At 73.1% G+C, this 20,189-nt stretch carries 2 protein-coding genes; both read left to right on the forward strand.

The genetic code is table 11. From position 1 onward, the window contains the following. Window positions 1-47 precede the first annotated feature (47 nt). Window positions 48-15,926, forward strand: a complete 15,879-nt coding sequence (locus tag ACFY12_RS34950; RefSeq protein WP_390720023.1) for a type I polyketide synthase — start codon at window positions 48-50, stop codon at window positions 15,924-15,926. Window positions 15,927-16,020: 94 nt separating this feature from the next. Then, window positions 16,021-20,189 (forward strand): type I polyketide synthase (locus tag ACFY12_RS34955; RefSeq protein ID WP_390720021.1); only part of this gene is annotated, 4,169 nt, incomplete at its 3' end.

Genomic DNA, 20,189 nt, shown 5'->3' on the forward strand with positions numbered 1-20,189 from the left:
GGCCCGCCGGCCGGCCGCAGAGCACCGCCGAACGAACGGATGAGGTTCTGATGTCGGATCAAGACAAGCTCCTTGAGTACCTCAAGCGGGTCACGGCTGATCTGCACCAGACCCGGCAACGCCTCCACGAGGCGGAGGCACAGGACCAGGAGCCGGTCGCCGTCGTGGCGATGGGCTGCCGCTTCCCGGGCGGCGTCCGCTCGCCCGAGGACCTGTGGCGGCTGGTCGCCGACGGCGTCGACGCCATGGACACCTTCCCCCGGGACCGCGGCTGGGACGTGGACAAGCTGTACGGGGCCGACGGCGCGGCCGGCCACACCATCGAGGGCGGATTCCTCTACGACGTCGCCGACTTCGACCCCGCCCTGTTCGGTATCTCCCCGCGCGAGGCCCTCGCCATGGACCCGCAGCAGCGGCTCCTGCTGGAGACCTCCTGGGAGACCTTCGAACGGGCCGGCATCGACCCCCACTCCCTGCGCGGCAGCCGCACCGGCGTCTTCATCGGCGCCAACTCCTCCGGCTACGGCGTACGGATGCAGGGCGCCGCGGCAGGCGCCGAGGGCTACCTCCTCACCGGCGAGGCCCCGAGTGTGATGTCCGGCCGGCTGTCCTACACCTACGGCCTGGAGGGTCCGGCCGTCACCGTGGACACGGCCTGCTCGTCCTCCCTGGTCGCCCTGCACTGGGCGTGCCAGGCCCTGCGCCGGCGCGAGTGCACCCTCGCCGTCGCGGGCGGTGTCACCGTCATGGTCAGCCCCATGGCCTTCGCCGAGTTCAGCCGTCAGCGGGGCCTGGCCTCCGACGGCCGTTGCAAGGCGTTCGCGGAGGCCGCGGACGGCACCGGCTGGGGCGAGGGCGTCGGCCTGCTCCTGCTGGAGCGTCTGTCGGATGCCCGCCGCAACGGCCACCAGGTCCTGGCGGTGATCCGTGGTTCGGCCGTCAACCAGGACGGTGCCAGCAACGGCCTCACCGCGCCCAACGGGCCCTCCCAGCAGCGCGTCATCCGCGCCTCACTCGCCAGGTCCGGCCTGACCACGGCCGATGTGGACGCGGTGGAGGCGCACGGCACCGGCACCCGCCTCGGCGACCCCATCGAGGCCCAGGCCCTGCTTGCCACCTACGGCCAGGACCGCCCCGCCGACCGCCCGCTGTGGCTGGGCGCCTTCAAGTCCAACATCGGCCACACCCAGTCGGCGTCCGGTGTCGGCGGCATCATCAAGATGGTCATGGCGATGCGGCATGGCATCCTCCCCAAGACCCTGCACGTCGACCGGCCGTCCACCGAAGTGGACTGGTCGGCGGGCGCGGTGGAGCTGCTGACGGAGGCGCGGGAGTGGCCGTCGGTGGACGGGCGCCCGCGGCGGGCCGGTGTCTCGGCCTTCGGCGTGAGCGGTACCAATGCGCATGTGATCGTGGAGCAGGCGCCGGAGGTTTCCGGGGCTGCGGACGACGCGGCCCCGGTTCCGGTTCCGGCTCGGGTCGGTGAGGGTGTGGTGGTGCCGTGGGTGGTGTCGGCCGCGGGTGCGGGTGCGTTGCGGGAGCAGGCGCGGCGGGTGGTGTCGTGGGTTGCTGGGGGTGATGTGTCGGCGGTGGATGTGGGTTGGTCGTTGGCGGTGTCGCGGGCGGCGTTGGATCATCGGGTGGTGGTGGTCGGTTCCGGGCGGGATGAGTTGGTGTCCGGGTTGTCGGCGGTGGCTGAGGGTGCGGTGGCTGGTGGTGTGGTTTCGGGGGTTGCCGGGGATGAGGTGCCGCTGGCGGTGTTGTTCACCGGGCAGGGTGCGCAGCGAGTCGGCATGGGGCGGGAGTTGTACGAGAGGTTCCCGGCCTATGCGGATGCCTTTGACGCGGTGTGTGCGGAGCTGGACGTCCACTTGGGGCGGCCGTTGCGTGAGGTGGTGTTCGAGGACGCGGAGGCGTTGGGCCGGACGGAGTTCACACAGCCTGCGCTGTTCGCCGTTGAGGTGGCGTTGTTCCGTCTCGCCGAGTCGTGGGGTGTGCGGCCGGACTTTGTGGCCGGGCATTCGGTGGGTGAGTTGGTGGCGGCGCATGTGGCCGGGGTGTTCGGGTTGGCGGATGCGGCGCGGTTGGTGGCGGCTCGTGGGCGGTTGATGCAGGCGTTGCCGTCCGGTGGTGCGATGGTGTCGCTGGCGGTGGCGGAGGACGAGGTCCGCGCCGAGCTGGACGGCGTCACGAGTGTGTCGATCGCAGCCGTCAACGGTCCGAATTCCGTGGTGATTTCGGGCGACGAGTCGGCCGTACTGGAGCTTGCCGACCGCTTCGCGGCTCGTGGTGTGAAGACCAAGCGCCTCCGTGTGAGTCACGCGTTCCATTCGCCGTTGATGGACGGGATGCTGGAGGACTTCCGCCGCATCGCCTCCGGTCTGTCGTACGAGGTCCCGTCCCTGTCAGTGGTCTCCAATGTCACGGGTGAGCTGGCGACGGCGGAGGAGCTGTGCGACCCCGACTACTGGGTTCGTCATGTTCGTGAGGCGGTCTGCTTTGCCGACGGTATCCGTACGCTGGATCGTGAAGGCGTCGGGGCCTTCCTTGAGTTGGGTCCGGACGGCGTACTGACGGCGATGGCCCGGGACTGTCTGTCGGGCGACTCGGCCGCCGTGTTGGTCCCGTCCCTGCGCCGGGACCGTGCGGAGGAGTCGGCGGCGGTGACCGCTCTCGCTCAGCTGCACGTCACGGGTGTACGCGTCGACTGGGACGCGTTCTTCACGGGCACCGGCGCTCGCCGGATCGACCTGCCCACCTACCCCTTCCAGCGGCAGCGCTACTGGCCGCCGCTGACCGGCTCCGCGGGCGATGTGGCGTCGGTCGGGCTGGGCGCGGCAGGCCACCCGCTGGTGGGTGCGGTGGTGCGCCTCGCGGGCGATGGCGGGGTGCTGCTGACGGGGCGGTTGTCGTTGGCGTCGCATCCGTGGCTGTCGGGGCATGCGCTGGCCGGGCAGGTGTTGGTGCCGGGGACGGCGTTGTTGGAGCTGGCGGTGCGGGCCGGGGATGAGACGGCCTGTGATGTGGTGGAGGAGTTGACGCTGGAGGCGCCGCTGGTGCTGCCGGAGCGTGGCGGTGTGGCGGTGCAGGTGGCTGTCGGGCCCGCCGACGGCTCCGGCCGGCGCGAGGTCGAGGTGTTCTCGCATGACGAGGACGGCGCGGAGGAGTGGACCCGGCACGCCTCGGGTGTGCTGGCGCCCGGCGCCGCCATGTCGGCGGACGGCCTGGGCCAGTGGCCCCCGGCCGACGCCGAACCGGTGGACTTCTCCGGCCTGTACGAGCGTCTTGCGGGCCTGGGATTCGTCTACGGCGATGCGTTCCAGGGGCTGGAACGGGTCTGGCGGCACGGGGCGGAACTCTTCGCCGAGGTGCGGCTCCCGGAGGAGTTCGCCGCGCAGGCGGACGTGTACGGACTGCACCCCGCACTGCTGGACGCCGCGCTGCACCCGCTCGGCCTCGGCGTGGGCGGAGACGGCGGCGAGACGGGTGAGGGCGACGGCGGTGCGTCCGGCGGTATGCCGTTCTCGTGGAGCGGCGTACGGCTGCACGCGACCGGTGCGTCCGCACTGCGCGTGAAGCTGTCCCTGGCCGGTGAGAACGCCGTCGCGGTCGCCGTGTTCGATGCTGCGGGCGCCCCGCTCGCCACCGTCGACTCCCTCGTACTGCGCCCGGTCTCCGCCGCCCTCCGCACGGCCGCGCAGCCGACCGGTATGGAGTCGCTCTACGCCCTGAAGTGGATGCAGGTGGCGGCGGCCGAGGACGGTGTGTCCCCGCAGCGCTGTGCCGTGCTCGGCACGGACGGCTCCCGCGCCGCCGAGGCGCTGGGCGCGGAAGGCATACGACGGGTGGCCGGGGTCGACACGGTGGACGGGGACGTCGATATCGTCTTCGCGCCCTGCGCCGACGAGGGGACGGACGGTCCCGAGGCTGTGCACCGCGTCCTGGAACTCGTCCAGGCATGGCTGGCCGCGCAGCGCACCGAGCACGCCCGGCTGGTCGTGGTGACCGAAGGAGCGGTCTCCGCCGAGGGCGAGGATGTGCGGGGCCGGGGTGCGGCCGGGGTGTGGGGCCTGGTGCGGTCGGCGCAGTCCGAGCACCCGGGACGCTTTGTGCTGGTGGACCTCGAGGAGCACCCCCTCCCCGTGGACGCTCTGCTGGCCGCGCTGCGTACGGATGAGACTCAACTGGCCGTCAGGGACGGCAAGTTGGTCGCGCCGCGTCTGGTGCGCGCGGCGGCCACGGCTCTTGCGGCCCCGGCCGTGCCCGGCGAACTCGCCGGTTCCGACGGGCAGATGGGGTGGCGGCTGGGTACGACCGGCGGCGGGTCCGTGGACGACCTCGCGCTGCTGCCGGACGATTCCGGGACTCGTGAGTTGGGCGTGGGTGAGGTGCGGGTTGCCGTGCGTGCGGCGGGGGTGAATTTCCGGGATGTGCTGATCGCGTTGGGGATGTATCCGGATGCGGGTGCGGTGATGGGGTCGGAGGCCGCGGGTGTGGTGGTTGAGGTGGGGCCGGGGGTTGTGGGGGTGTCGGTGGGGGATCGGGTGTTGGGGTTGTTCGGGGGTGCGGTAGGGCCGGTGGCGGTGACGGATGCGCGGTTGGTGGTGGGGGTGCCGCGGGGGTGGTCGTGGGCGCGGGCGGCGTCGGTGCCGGTGGCGTATGTGACGGCGTTTTATGGGTTGTTCGATCTGGGCGGGCTGGTGGGGGATGGGTCGGTGCTGGTGCATGCGGGTGCGGGTGGGGTGGGGATGGCTGCGGTGCAGTTGGCGCGGTGGGCGGGGGCGGAGGTGTTTGCGACTGCCAGTGCGGGCAAGTGGGAGACCTTGCGTGGGCTGGGGCTGGATGATGCGCATATTGAGTCGTCGCGGGATACGGGTTTTGCGGAGGCCTTCCGGGCGGGGACCGGGGGGCGTGGGGTGGATGTGGTGCTGAACTCTCTGGCGGGGGAGTTCGTGGAGGCGTCGTTGGGGTTGGTGACGGCGGGCGGGCGGTTTGTGGAGATGGGGAAGGCGGATCTGCGGGATCCGGATGAGGTGGCGCGGGTGTATGGCGGGGTGGGGTACTGCTCGTTCGATCTGGGGGATCCGTCGCCGGAGCGGTTGGGGGAGATTCTGCGGCGGGTGGTGGGGCTGTTGGAGGAGGGTGTGCTGGCGGGGTTGCCGGTGCGGGCATGGGATGTGCGGCGGGCGCCGGAGGCGTTCCGGTTCATCAGTCAGGCGCGGCATGTGGGGAAGAATGTGCTGATGCTGCCGCGTGATCTGGAGCGGACGGGGACGGTGGTGGTGACGGGCGGTACCGGCACACTCGGCGCGGCGGTGGCCCGGCATCTGGCGGCGGTGCGCGGGGTGCGGCATCTCGTGTTGCTGAGCCGTCGTGGTCCGCAGGCGGCGGGGGCGGCCGAGCTGGTGGCCGACCTCGCATCCTTGGGTGCGAAGGCACGGGTGGTGGCGTGTGATGTGGCGGACCGTGAGGCGCTGGCCGAGGTGCTGGCGGCCATTCCGGACGGGCATCCGCTGACGGGAGTGGTGCATACGGCGGGGGTGGTGGATGACGGGGTGGTGACCGCCTTGGACGCCGAGCGCCTGTCCCGGGTGTGGGAGGCGAAGGTGGAGGGGGCGCGGCATCTGGATGAGTTGACGCGGGGTGTGGATCTGGCGTGGTTTGTGCTGTTTTCGTCGTTGTCGGGGGTGGCGGGTGCGGCCGGGCAGGCCAACTACGCCGCTGCGAATGCGGCGTTGGACGGTGTGGCGGCGCATCGGCGGTCGTTGGGTCTGCCGGGAGTGTCATTGGCGTGGGGTCAGTGGGCTGAGGCCAGTGGGATGACGGGTGGGTTGGAGGCGCAGGATCTGTCGCGGATCGTGCGGTCGGGGATCGGTGCGCTGTCGACCGAGGACGGCCTCGCCGCACTCGACGCCGCCGACAACGTGGGCTCGGCGCTGGTGGTCCCCGTCCAGCTGGACCTCGGTGTGCTGCGGTCCCAGGCGGCGAACGGCGGTCTGCCGCCGCTGTGGCGCGGCCTGGTCCGCGCTCCCGTGCGCCGTGCCCTGGCGGCCTCGTCCGAAGCGGGGGCCGGCGGGCTCGCCGAACGCCTCGCCGGGCTCACGGCCGAGGACGCCAGGAGCCGGCTGCTCGATGTGGTCCGTACGCATGTCGCGGCGGTGCTCGGGCATGCGGCTGCCGAGGCCGTCGACCCGGGCCGGGCGTTCAAGGACATCGGCTTCGACTCGCTCACCGCCGTCGAACTGCGCAACCGTCTCCACACGGTCACCGGACTGCGGCTGCCCGTGACCCTGGTCTTCGACTACCCGACCCCGGCCGCTCTCGCGACGTATCTGTACGGTGAACTCGTCGGGGAGGCCGCCGAGTCGGCCGTACCCGCCGTGGCTCCGGCGGTTTCCCCGGCGCTGGACGGCGATCCGGTCGCCATCGTCGCCATGAGCTGCCGCTACCCCGGCGGTGTGGCCTCCGCCGAGGACCTGTGGCGGCTGGTCGCCGAGGGACGTGACGCCATCGCCGGATTCCCGGCCGACCGCGGCTGGGACACCGACGCGCTCTACGACCTCGGCGCCCACGCCGTGGGCGAGGGCGGCTTCGTCTACGACGCGGGGGCGTTCGACCCGGAGTTCTTCGGGATCTCGCCGCATGAGGCCCTGGCGATGGACCCGCAGCAGCGCCTTTTGCTGGAGACCTCCTGGGAGGCCTTCGAGCGCGCCGGCGTCGACCCGGCCACCCTGCGCGGCAGCCGTACCGGCGTTTTCATCGGTGCCGCCTACCAGGGCTACGGCGACAGCGTCGCCGACGACCAGACGGGCGTCGAGGGGCACCTGCTCACCGGTAACGCGACCAGTGTGGTCTCCGGCCGCCTCTCCTACACCTTCGGCTTCGAGGGCCCGGCCGTCTCGGTCGACACGGCCTGCTCCTCCTCGCTGGTGGCCCTCCACCTCGCGGTGCAGTCACTGCGCCAGGGCGAGTGCGACCTCGCCCTGGCGGGCGGCGTCGCGGTGATGGCCAACCCCGGGATGTTCGCGGAGTTCAGCCGCCAGCGCGGCCTGTCGGGCGACGGCCGCTGCAAGGCGTTCGCCGAGGCCGCCGACGGCACCGGCTGGGGCGAGGGGGCCGGCCTGCTCCTCGTGGAGCGGCTGTCCGACGCCGTTCGCCACGGGCACCAGGTGCTCGCCCTCGTACGCGGTTCGGCTGTCAACCAGGACGGCGCCAGCAACGGCCTGACCGCCCCCAACGGGCCCTCCCAGCAGCGTGTCATCCGGCAGGCCCTCGCGGGCGCCGGACTCGCGCCCGGCGAGGTGGACGCGGTGGAGGCCCACGGCACCGGCACCACCCTCGGCGACCCGATCGAGGCCCAGGCCCTCATCGCCACCTATGGGCAGGACCGGCCCTCGGGCCGGCCGCTGCACCTGGGCTCCGTCAAGTCCAACCTCGGCCACACCCAGGCCGCCGCCGGTGTCGCGGGCGTCATCAAGATGGTGATGGCCATGCGGCACGGCACGCTGCCCAAGACCCTGCACGTCGACGAACCGACCTCGCACGTGGACTGGTCCGCGGGCACCGTCGAGCTGCTGACCGAAGCACGTGACTGGCCGCGGGACGCCGACCGGCCCCGCCGTGCCGCCGTCTCCTCCTTCGGCATCAGCGGTACCAACGCCCACACCATCATCGAACAGGCCCCGGAAGCCGAGCTGTCGGGCGCCGAGGGTCCGGAGCCCGCGTCCGGCGAGACCGGCCAGGGCCCCGTCCCCCTGGTGTTCTCGGCCCGTACCCAGGACGCGCTGCGGGAGCAGGCGCGGCGCCTGGCGCGACGCATCGCGGACGACCCCGGACTGACCGTGGCGGACCTGGGCTACTCGCTGGCCACCACGCGCGGCTCGCTGGAGTGTCGCGCGGTGGTGTGCGCCGCCGGCCGTGACGAGGCCGCCCGGGCGCTCTCGGACGCCGCGTCGGAGCTGCCCGGGGCGTCCCTCGTCCTGGGCCGGGTCCGCGGCGAGAGCAAGCTGGCGGTTCTCTTCACCGGACAGGGGTCCCAACGTCTCGGAATGGGCCGGGAGTTGTACGGCCGATTCCCGGTCTTCGCCGAAGCCTTCGACGCCGTGTGCGCGGAGCTGGACGCTCACCGGGAACGGCCGATGCGTGAGGTGATCTTCGAGGACGCCGACGCGCTCGATCGGACGGGCCACACGCAGCCCGCTCTCTTCGCCGTCGAGGTGGCCCTGTTCCGCCTCGCCGAATCCTGGGGTGTCCGTCCCGACTTCGTGGCCGGGCACTCCATCGGTGAGCTGGCGGCCGCGCATGTGGCAGGAGTGCTGAACCTGGCCGACGCGGCCCGGCTGGTCGTGGCCCGTGCCGGGCTGATGCAGGCGTTGTCGTCCGGTGGTGCGATGGTGTCTGTGGCGGCTGCGGAGGGTGAGGTCCGTGCTGAGCTGGACGGGGTTGAGGGGGTTTCGGTCGCGGCGGTGAACGGGCCGCGTTCCGTGGTGATTTCGGGTGGTGAGAGTGCCGTGCTGGAGGTTTCCGGGCGGTTCGCGGCGCGTGGCGTGAAGGTCAAGCGGTTGCGGGTCAGTCATGCGTTCCATTCCCCATTGATGGACGGGATGTTGGAGGATTTCCGGAAGGTGGCGGTGGGGCTGTCGTATGAGGCTCCGTCGTTGCCGGTGGTTTCCAATGTGACGGGTGAGCTGGCGACGGCGGAGGAGTTGTGCGATCCGGGCTATTGGGTGCGTCATGTGCGTGAGGCGGTGCGTTTCGCGGACGGTGTCCGTGCTCTGGAGCGTGCAGGTGCCGGTGTCTTTCTGGAGTTGGGCCCGGATGCCGTACTGACGGCCATGGTGGGTGACTGTCTGGCCGAGGGTTCGCAGGCGGTGGTTGTGGTGCCGTCGCTGCGTCGTGACCGTCCCGAGGAGGAGGCGGCTCTGGCTGCTCTTGCCCGGCTGCATGTCACCGGTGTACGTGTCGACTGGCGGGCCCTGTACGCGGGTACCGGCGCCCGCCGGATCGACCTGCCCACCTACCCGTTCCAGCGCCGCCACTACTGGCTGCCGGGCAAGGAGCGGAGCGCTCCGGCCACGGGCGGGGCCGGCTCGGTCGACGCCCGGTTCTGGGAGGTCGTCGAGCGGGCCGAGCTCTCCGAGCTCGCGGCCACGCTGGAGCTGGACGAGGAGTTGGCCGGTGCCGTGCGCCCGGCGCTGTCCGCGTGGCGGCGCAAGCACAGCGAGCGCTCGAAGATCGACTCCTGGCACTACCGGATCGCCTGGCGCCCGCTGGCCGCCGCCGGTACCCCGCGGCTTTCCGGTCGCTGGCTGCTGGTGGTCCCGGAGGGCACGGCCGACGAGGCCGCGGCCGACCTGGTGCGCACGCTGGTCTCGTACGGCGCGCATGTCACCCCCGTGAAGGCCGACGCCGCGACGGCGGGCCGGGCGGAGCTGGCGGAGCGGGTCCGTACCGCGCTGGCAGGCGAGTCGGCGGCGGGAGTGGTCTCGCTGCTCGCCCTGGACACGCGCAGGCACGCGCGGGCCGCCTCGGTCGCGGCCGGCGCGGCGGCGACCCTGGCCCTGGTGCAGGCGCTGGGTGACGCCGGGGTGATGGCGCCGCTGTGGTGCCTGACGCGCGGTGCGGTGTCCACCGGGCGCTCGGACCGGGCCGTCGACCCGGCGCAGGCCCAGGTGTGGGGCCTCGGGCGGGCGGCGGCGCACGAGTATCCGCAGCGCTGGGGCGGCCTGATCGATCTGCCGGAGGCGTTCGACGAGCGTGCCGGCACCCGGCTCGTCGCGGCACTGACCGGCGACGAGGACGAGGTCGCCCTGCGGTCGTCCGGCGCCTTCGCCCGCCGCCTGAGCCGTGCGCCCCGTACGGAGCAGTCCCGCACGGAGCACGCGTCCCCGGCCGGTGCGGCGGTGCCGCGCTGGCAGCCCCGCGGCACGGTTCTGGTGACGGGGGGCACCGGCGCCCTGGGCGCCCATGTCGCCCGCTGGCTGGTGCGCAACGGCGCCGAGCGGCTGATCCTGGCCGGCCGGCGCGGCGCCGAAGCTCCCGGAGCGGCCGAACTCGCCGCGGAGCTGCGGGAGTCGGGCGCCGAAGTCACCGTCGCCGCCTGTGACGCGGCGGACCGCGACGCCCTGGCGTCGCTGCTGGCGGGGATATCCACCGACCGGCCGCTGACCGCCGTGGTGCACGCGGCGGGCGTCCTCGACGACGGTGTGCTCGATGCCCTCACGCCCGAGCGCTTCGAGGCCGTGGTCCGGGCCAAGGCGTCGGCCGCCGCCCACCTGGACGAGCTGACCCGGGACGCGGACCTGGACGCCTTCGTGCTGTTCTCCTCCGTGGCAGGCACCCTCGGCGCGGCCGGGCAGGGCAACTACGCCGCGGCCAACGCCGCGCTGGACGCCGTCGCCCAGCGGCGGGCCGCGGCCGGGCTCCCCGCGGTGTCCATCGCCTGGGGCCCCTGGTCCGGCAGCGGCATGGCGGCCGGGGACGAGACCCTCGAACGCCGGCTGCGGGCCTCCGGCATGGTCCCGCTGGCGCCCGAGCCCGCGCTGGAGGCGCTGGCCGAGGCGGCCGCCGGACCCGACCCGGTCGCGGTCGTCGCCGACGTCGACTGGTCCGGGTACGTGCCCGCGCTGACGGCCCTGCGCCCCCGCCCGCTGTTCGGTGAGCTCGCCGAGGCGGTCTCCGTCGCCCGCGCCGCCGACGCCGTACGGGCGGACCGTACCGACGACCGGCAGGGCCTTGCCGGGCGCCTCACCGGGCTGTCCGCGCCCGAGGCCCGCCGCGCCGCCCTCGACCTCGTCCGCACCCATGTCGCCGCGGTCCTGGGCCACCCCGACGCCACGGCCGTCGACCCCGAACGCGCCTTCCGAGACAGCGGGTTCACCTCTCTGACCGCCGTCGAGCTGCGCAACCGCATGGACGCGGCCACCGGGCTCGCCCTGCCCGCCACCCTCATCTACGACTACCCGACGCCGGAGGCACTGGCCGCACACCTGCTCCAGGAGCTGGCCGGGCCGGACGCCGACGGGGCGCGGGCCACCGACCGCGCCGCCGACGCGCCCATGGCACCCGCCCCGGCCGACGAGCCGATCGCCATCGTCGCCATGAGCTGCCGCTTCCCGGGCGGCGTCCGGTCCCCCGAGGACCTGTGGCGCCTGCTGCTCGCCGAGGCCGACACCATGTCGGACCTGCCGGCGGACCGCGGCTGGGACCTGGCGGCGCTGTACGGCCCCGATCCGGAGAACCCCGGTGCGTCCGCCACCCGCGAGGGTGCGTTCCTCGACGGCGCCGCGGACTTCGACGCGGAGTTCTTCGGTATCTCGCCGCGTGAGGCCCTGGCGATGGACCCGCAGCAGCGGCTGCTGCTGGAGACCGCGTGGGAGGCGTTCGAGCGTGCGGGCATCGACCCGCGATCACTGCGCGGCAGCCGTACGGGCGTCTTCGCCGGCACCAACGGCCAGGATTACCCGGGGCTGCTGGCCACCGCCCCCGAGGAGGACGCCGCGGGCTTCGTCGGCACCGGCAACGCCGCCGCCGTCGTCTCCGGCCGTCTCTCCTACACCTTCGGTCTCGAAGGCCCCGCGGTGACCATCGACACCGCCTGCTCCTCCTCGCTGGTCGCCCTGCACCTGGCCGCCCAGGCGCTGCGCCAGGGCGAGTGCGACCTCGCCCTGGCCGGCGGAGTCTCGGTCATGTCCACCCCGGCCACCTTCGTGGAGTTCAGCCGCCAGCGCGGGTTGGCCGCCGACGGCCGCTGCAAGGCGTTCGCCGACGAGGCCGACGGCACCGGCTGGGGCGAGGGCGTCGGCCTGCTGCTGGTCGAGCGCCTGTCGGACGCCGTACGCAACGGCCATGACGTCCTTGCCGTCGTCCGCGGTTCCGCCGTCAACCAGGACGGCGCCAGCAACGGGCTGACCGCGCCCAACGGCCCCTCCCAGCAGCGCGTCATCCGCGCCGCGCTGGAGAGCGCGCGGCTCTCCGTCGCCGACGTGGACGCCGTGGAGGCGCACGGCACCGGCACCCGCCTCGGCGACCCCATCGAGGCCCAGGCCCTCATCGCCACATACGGGCAGGCCCGGGAGGACGGCCGGCCCCTGTGGCTGGGCTCGGTGAAGTCCAACCTCGGGCACACCCAGGCGGCCGCCGGTGTCGCGGGCGTCATCAAGACGGTGCTGGCGCTGCGGCACGGCGTGCTGCCCAAGAGCCTGCACATCGACACGCCGTCCTCGCGCGTCGACTGGTCGGCAGGCGCCGTCGAGCTGCTGACCGAGGCCCGCCAGTGGCCCGAGACGAGCGGTCGCCCCCGGCGCGCCGCGGTGTCCTCCTTCGGCCTGTCCGGCACCAACGCCCACACCATCGTGGAGCAGGCCCCCGCCCCGGCGGCCGCCGAGCGGACCCCGGCGCCCGCCCAGGGCGACACCCGTACAGTGGTGTGGCCGGTCTCGGCCCGTGCGGAACAGGCCCTGCGGGACCAGGCGCACAACCTGCTGTCGGCGCTGAGCGACGGCGGCCCGCTGGACTCGGCGAGCCCGGCGGACATCGGACTGTCACTGGCGACGACCCGTACCGCCTTCGCGCACCGCGCGGCGGTCGTGGGCACCGGCCGCGAGGAGCTGCTGTCCGGCCTCGCCGCGCTGGCCGAAGGCGGGTCCGCCCCCCACCTCGTACGCGCCACGGCGGAAACCCCGCCGACCGCCTTCCTGTTCACCGGACAGGGCGCCCAACGCCTCGCCATGGGCCGTGAGCTGTACGAGCGGTTCCCGGTCTACGCCGACGCCTTCGACGCGGTCTGCGCCGAGCTGGACACCCACCTGGATCGCCCGCTGCGCGCGGTGGTCTTCGAGGACGCCGAGGCCCTGGACCGGACCGGCTTCACCCAGCCCGCGCTCTTCGCCGTCGAGGTCGCGCTGTTCCGGCTCCTGGAGTCCTGGGGCGTGCACCCGGACTTCCTGGCCGGGCACTCGATCGGAGAGCTGACCGCGGCGTACGCGGCCGGGGTGTGGTCGCTGCCGGACGCCGCGGCCCTGGTCGTGGCCCGTGCCGGGTTGATGCAGGCGTTGTCGTCCGGTGGTGCGATGGTGTCCGTGGGGGCTGCGGAGGGTGAGGTCCGCGCTGAGCTGGACGGGGTTGAGGGGGTTTCGGTCGCGGCGGTGAACGGGCCGCGTTCTGTGGTGATTTCGGGTGGTGAGGGTGCCGTGCTGGAGGTTTCCGGGCGGTTGGCGGCGCGTGGGGTGAAGGTCAAGCGGTTGCGGGTGAGTCATGCCTTCCATTCGCTGTTGATGGACGGGATGTTGGAGGATTTCCGGAAGGTGGCGGTGGGGTTGTCGTATGGGGCTCCGTCGTTGCCGGTGGTTTCCAATGTGACGGGTGAGTTGGCGACGGCGGAGGAGTTGTGCGATCCGGGCTATTGGGTGCGTCATGTGCGTGAGGCGGTGCGTTTCGCGGATGGTGTCCGTGCTCTGGAGCGTGCAGGTGCCGGTGTCTTTTTGGAGTTGGGTCCGGATGCCGTGCTGACGGCCATGGTCCGTGACTGTCTGACCGATGGTTCGCAGGCGGTGGTTGTGGTGCCGTCGCTGCGTCGTGACCGTCCCGAGGAGGAGGCGGCTCTGGCCGCTCTTGCCCGGCTCCATGTCGCCGGCGTAGGTGTCGACTGGCGGGCCCTGTACGCGGGTACCGGCGCCCGCCGGATCGACCTGCCCACCTACCCCTTCCAGCACAAGCGCTACTGGCCCGAGCCGACCCCTCGCCCCCGGACGGCCGCCGGCTCACCCGCAGAGGAGAGCTTCTGGCAGGCCGTGGACAGCGGCGACCTGGAGACGCTGAGCGCCACCCTCCAGGCCGACGAGGCCCACCGCGACTCGCTGGGCGCCGTTCTGCCCGTCCTGTCGACCTGGCGCAAGGCCCGGCGCGAGCGGGACGCCGCGGACTCCCGGCGGTACCGCACGGTCTGGAAGGCCGTGCCCGACCCCCGGACCCCGCTCGGCGGCACCTGGCTGCTCGCCCTGCCCGTCGACACGGCCGAGGGGGAGCAGGAGACCGTCGTCGCGACCGCCGCCGCCCTCGCCCGCCACGGCGCACACACCGCCGTCGTACGTGTCGCCGCCGGCACCGGCCGGGCGGAGCTGGCCGCCGCGATCGGCGCGGCGCTGGGCACGGACACCCCGGCCGGCGTGCTGTCGCTGCTCGCCCTGGCCGCCGGACCGGACATGGACGGGGCGGCCGTTCCCGGCCTGGCCGACACCGCGACCCTCGTCCAGGCGCTGGGCGACGCCTCCGTGGCGGCCCCCCTGTGGTGCGTCACCCGCGGCGCGGTCTCCACCGGCCGCTCGGACCGCCTGGCACACCCGCTGCGGTACGCGTTCTGGGGCCTGGGCCGCACCGTCGCCATGGAGCATCCCCAGCGCTGGGGCGGCCTGGTCGACCTCCCGGCCGTCACGGCAGGGAACCCGGGCGTGGACGAGGCCACCGGCGCGCGCCTGTGCGCCGTACTGGCCTCCGGCGCCACCGGACACTCCGGCCCCGCCGAGACCGAGGTCGCCCTGCGTCCCACCGGTGTTCTCGCACGCCGCCTCGCCCGCGCGGCCGGCGGCCGTACCCCGTGGACCCCGCGCGGCACCGTCCTGGTCACCGGCGGCACCGGCGCCCTGGGCGGCCATGTCGCCCGCCGGCTGCTGCGCGACGGCGCGGAGCACGTCCTGCTCGTCAGCCGCGGCGGCGACCGGTCGCCGGGCGCCGCGGAGCTGGTGGCCGAGCTCGGCCCCCGGGTCACCGTCGCGGCCTGCGACATCGCCGTCCGCGACGAGGTGGCCCGGCTGCTGGCCGGCATCCCTGCGGAGCGGCCGCTGACCGGCGTGGTGCACGCCGCGGGCGTCCTGGACGACGGCGTGATCGACGCGATGACCCCCGAGCGCTTCGCCCACGTCCTGCGGGCCAAGGTCGGCGGCGCCGTCGTACTCGACCGCCTCACCCGCGAACTCGGCCTCGACCTGGACGCCTTCGTACTGTTCTCCTCCATGGCCGGCGCCGTCGGCGCCGCCGGGCAGGCCAACTACGCCGCCGCCAACGCCGCGCTGGACGCCCTGGCCCGGCACCGGCGCCAGGACGGCCTTCCGGCCGTGGCCCTGGCCTGGGGCCCGTGGGCCGGTGAGGGTATGGCCGCCGACGGCAGCGCGGTCCAGGAGCGGATGCGCCGCTCCGGCGTCCTCGCCCTGGACCCGGAGACGGCCACCGAGATCCTGGCCGGTGCCGCGGCGGGACCGGAGTCGCTGCTGGTGGCGGATATCGACTGGTCCCGTTACCTGGAGGGCGGCCCGGCCGCCGGGCCGCTCCCGCTGTTCCGCGACCTCCCCGAGACCCAGGTCCTGCCCGCTTCCGAAACGGCGCCGAGCGCGGTGCCGGCCGAGCCGTTCACCGAGCGGCTGGCCGGGCTCTCCCGCGCCGATGCCGCCCACCTGGTACTCACCGCCGTACGGACCCACGTTGCCGCGGTGCTCGGACACCCGGCCCCGGACGCGGTCGACGACCGCAAGTCGTTCAGCGACGCGGGCTTCACCTCACTCACCGCCGTCGAACTGCGCAACCGCCTCGAAGCCGAGACCGGCCTGGCCCTCCCCGCGACGCTGATCTTCGACTTCCCGACCCCGGCCGCGCTCGCCGACCATCTGCACACCGAGCTGGCCCCGGACGGACCGGCGGGCCTGGACCCGCTGCTCGACGAACTCGACCGCCTGGATGCCACATTGACCGGCGTGGCCGCGGAGGACGCCGACCGAGCCAAGGTCGCCGACCGCCTGAGTGCCCTGCTCGCCAAGTGGGGCGCCCCCGGTGACACGGCGGACGCCGAGCGCCAGGACGGCTCCGGCAACGCGCTCGACGCGGCGACCGACGACGAGATCTTCGACTTCATCGGCAAGGAGTTCGGTATCTCGTGAGCCGGTATTCCGTGAGTCCGCACCGCGCGGAGCAGCAGCATCTGAGCCCGCACTGTATGCCCGAATGCCCTGATTTCCTTCTTGGAGCGACAAAGTGACGACGACGGGGAACGAGGAGAAGACGGGCAACGAGGAGAAGGCCGGGAACGAGGAGAGGGCGGGTAACGAGGAGAAGCTCCGCTACTTCCTCAAGCGGGTCTCGGCCGATCTTCAGGACACCCGGCGCCGGCTTGAGGAGGCCGAAGCCGGGAACCGGGAGCCGATCGCCGTCGTCGGCATGGGCTGCCGCTTCGCGGGCGGGGTGCGCTCCCCGGAGGACCTGTGGCGCCTCGTCTGCGACGGCACCGACGCCATCAGCCCCTTCCCCGCCGACCGGGGCTGGGACAACGACGCCCTCTACGACGAGGACCCGGACCGGCCCGGAGCCTCGTACGTACGGGAGGGCGGATTCCTCGACGGCGCCGCGGAGTTCGACCCGGCCTTCTTCGGTATCTCGCCGCGCGAAGCGCTCGCCATGGACCCCCAGCAGCGCCTCCTCCTGGAGACCTCCTGGGAGGCCGTGGAGCGTGCCGGCGTCGACCCGCACACCCTGCGCGGCAGCCGCACCGGTGTCTTCGTCGGCTCCAACGGCCAGGACTACGGCACCCTCATGCTGCGCTCCGCCGAGGTCCTTGACGGCTACCTGGCCACCAGCAGCGCCGCCAGTGTCCTGTCCGGCCGGCTCTCCTACACCTTCGGCCTGGAGGGCCCGGCCGTCACCGTCGACACCGCCTGCTCCTCCTCCCTGGTCGCCCTCCACCTGGCCGTGCAGTCGCTGCGGCAGGGCGAGTGCGACCTCGCCCTGGCAGGCGGCGCCACCGTACTGGCCAGCCCCGGCGCCTTCATCGCCTTCAGCCGGCAGCGCGGGCTGGCCGCCGACGGCCGTTGCAAGGCGTTCGCGGAGGCCGCCGACGGTACGGGCTGGGGCGAGGGTGCCGGCATGCTCGTCGTCGAACGCCTCTCGGACGCACTGCGCAACGGCCACCCGGTCCTGGCCGTGGTCCGCGGCTCCGCCGTCAACCAGGACGGCGCCAGCAACGGCCTGACCGCTCCCAACGGCCCCTCCCAGCAGCGCGTCATCCGTGCCGCGCTGGAGAACGCCGGTCTGGGAACGGGCGAGGTGGACGTGGTCGAGGCCCACGGCACGGGTACCACCCTCGGCGACCCGATCGAGGCCCAGGCCCTGCTGGCCACCTACGGCAAGGGACGCGACGCGGACCACCCGCTGTGGCTGGGCTCGGTGAAGTCCAACCTCGGCCACACGCAGGCCGCGGCGGGCGTGGCCGGCGTCATCAAGATGGTGATGGCCCTGCGGGCGGGCGCGCTGCCGCCCACCCTGCACGTGGACGCGCCGTCCTCGCACGTCGACTGGTCCTCCGGCACCGTCGAGCTGCTGCGTGACCAGCGCCCCTGGCCACAGACCGGCCGCGCCCGCCGTGCCGCCGTCTCCTCGTTCGGCATGAGCGGTACCAACGCCCACACCATCCTGGAGCAGGCCCCTGTCCAGGCCGAGCAGCCTGCCGCCCGTGACACGGAGGACGGTGTCGGCGCACTGCCTTGGGTGCTGTCCGCACGTTCCGAGGCGGCCCTCCGGGCTCAGGCCGAACGGCTCTCCACCCGGTCCGCCGGCCTTGGTGACCGCGAACTCGCTGATGTGGGTTGGTCGTTGGTGTCGTCGCGGTCGGTGTTTGAGCATCGGGCGGTGGTGGTGGGTGCGGGCCGTGAGGAGTTGCTGGCGGGGTTGTCGGTGGTGGCTGGGGGTGCGCCTGGTGGGGGAGTGGTGTCGGGGGTTGCCTCGGGTGCTGGGCGGGTGGCGTTGGTGTTTCCGGGGCAGGGGTCGCAGTGGGTGGGGATGGCGGTGGAGTTGTTGGATTGTGCTCCGGTGTTTGCGGAGCGGTTGGGTGAGTGCGCCGACGCGCTCGCCTCCTACACCGACTGGGATCTGCTGTCCGTGCTGCGCGGTACGGAGGGTGCGCCCTCTCTCGACCGTGTGGATGTGGTCCAGCCTGTCCTGTTCGCTGTGATGGTCTCCCTGGCCGAGCTGTGGCGTTCGTACGGGGTGGTGCCGGATGCGGTGATCGGGCATTCGCAGGGGGAGATCGCGGCGGCTGCGGTGGCGGGGGCGCTCTCGCTCGACGATGCGGCCCGCGTGGTGACCCTGCGCAGCAAGGCCCTTCTCGCCCTGGCCGGTGAGGGCGGGATGGTTTCCGTCGCTGCGTCGCTGGTGGATGTGGAGGCGCGGATCGCTGCTTGGGGCGGTCGGGTTGGTGTTGCGGCGGTGAATGGTCCGGCGGCTGTGGTGGTCTCCGGTGAGCCCGATGCCCTGGACGAACTCCTGGCTGCTTGTGAGGCGGATGGTGTCCGTGCTCGCCGTGTCCCCGTCGACTATGCCTCGCACAGCGTTCAGGTCGAGCGCATTCGCGGCGAGCTTCTTGACGTGCTTGCTCCGATCACCCCGCGCTCTGCCGAGGTGGGCTTCTTCTCCACGGTGACGGGGGAGTGGGTCGGCGGTGAGGAGTTGGATGCCGAGTACTGGTACAGCAACCTCCGTCGGACCGTTCAACTACAGCAAACTGTCGAGGCGTTGGCGGCTGAGGGGTTCGGTACGTTCATCGAGGTGTCGGCCCACCCGGTCCTCACCATGCCCATCGGTGACACTTTGGAGGCGTCGGGTTACGGCGAGGCCCGTGCTCTGGGGTCTCTGCGTCGTGATGAGGGTGGCTTGGACCGCTTTCTGCTCTCTCTCGGTGAGGCGTACGTCCATGGCGTGGCGGTCGACTGGTCCCCGTATTTCGTAGGCGCCCGCCGCATCGACCTCCCCACCTACGCCTTCCAGCACGAGAGCTACTGGCCCCGCGTACTGGTCGACGCGGCCAACGCCGAAGGGCTGGGGCTGGGTACGGCCGAACACCCGCTGCTGGGTGCTGCCGTGTCGCTGGCCGACGGTGAAGGCTGGCTGTTCACCGGCCGACTGTCCCTCCGTTCGCACGGCTGGCTCGCCGACCACGTGGTGAGCGGCACGGCTGTGCTTCCGGGAACGGTCTTTGTGGAGTTGGCTGTTCGGGCCGGTGACCAGGTGGGCTGCGGCCTCGTCGAAGAGCTGACCCTGGAGGCGCCGCTCGTACTGCCCGAGCGTGGCGGAGTGGCCGTACAGGTATCCGTGGGCGCGGCCGACGACGGCGGCCGACGCTCGCTCCAGGTGCACTCACGTGCCGAGGAGCGCGACGACGAGGACGCCGCCTGGGTCCGCCACGTCACCGGCGTGCTTGCCGTGGCGGCACCGCAGGACGGCAGCGACCTTTCCGTATGGCCCCCGTCCGGCGCCGAGCCCGTAGTGACCGACCACTTCTACACCCGTATGACGGAGACCGGCGTGTCCTACGGCCCGGCCTTCCAGGGTCTGCGCACGGCCTGGCGGCGCGGCGACGAGGTCTTCGCCGAGGTCGCGCTGCCGGAGGCCGTACGCGGTGACGCGGGGCGCTTCGGCCTGCACCCGGCCCTGCTGGACGCGGCCCTGCACGCCGCAGGCTTCGGCGCGCTGAGGGACAGCGAGGAAGGAAGGGACAGCGGGGAAGGAGCGGACGGCGCCGCAACCGGGCGCCCACGCCTGCCGTTCGCCTGGTCCGGCATCCGGCTCCACTCCAGCGGCGAGTCCACGCTGCGCGTACGGCTGACGCCCACGGGCGAGGACGCGGTGGCGATCGACGCCGCCGACGAGACCGGCGCACCGGTCGTCTCGGTCGACTCGCTGATGCTCCGCCCGATCTCCGACACCTCGCTCGCCTCGCTGTCGGGGCCGGCGGGGCTCGCCCGCTCCCTGTTCCGGCTGGACTGGACGCCGGTCGCCGACGATGCCACGCCGTCCGCCGGGTCGGCCACGCCGATCGGGCGCTGTGCGGTGCTGGGCGACGACCCGCTGGGGCTGCGGGCGGCGCTGTCGGCCGCGGGCACGTACGCCGACTCCTTCCCCGACCTGGAGGCGTTGGCCGGGGTGTCCGGTCCGGCGCCGGAGGTGGTGTTCGTGCCGTGTGTGGTGACCGCGGAGGAGGGTCCTGACGCGGTGCGTGCGGTGTTGCACCGTTCGCTGGCGTTGGTTCAGTCGTGGTTGGGGGATGAGCGGTGGTCTGGTTCGCGGTTGGTGTTGGTGTCGCGGGGTGCGGTGGGGGTGGGGGTTGGTGAGGGTGTGGGGGATGTGGGTGCGGCTGCGGTGTGGGGTTTGGTGCG

Source organism: Streptomyces sp. NPDC001339 (genome assembly GCF_042895955.1).
In the GTDB taxonomy this organism is placed as follows: domain Bacteria; phylum Actinomycetota; class Actinomycetes; order Streptomycetales; family Streptomycetaceae; genus Streptomyces.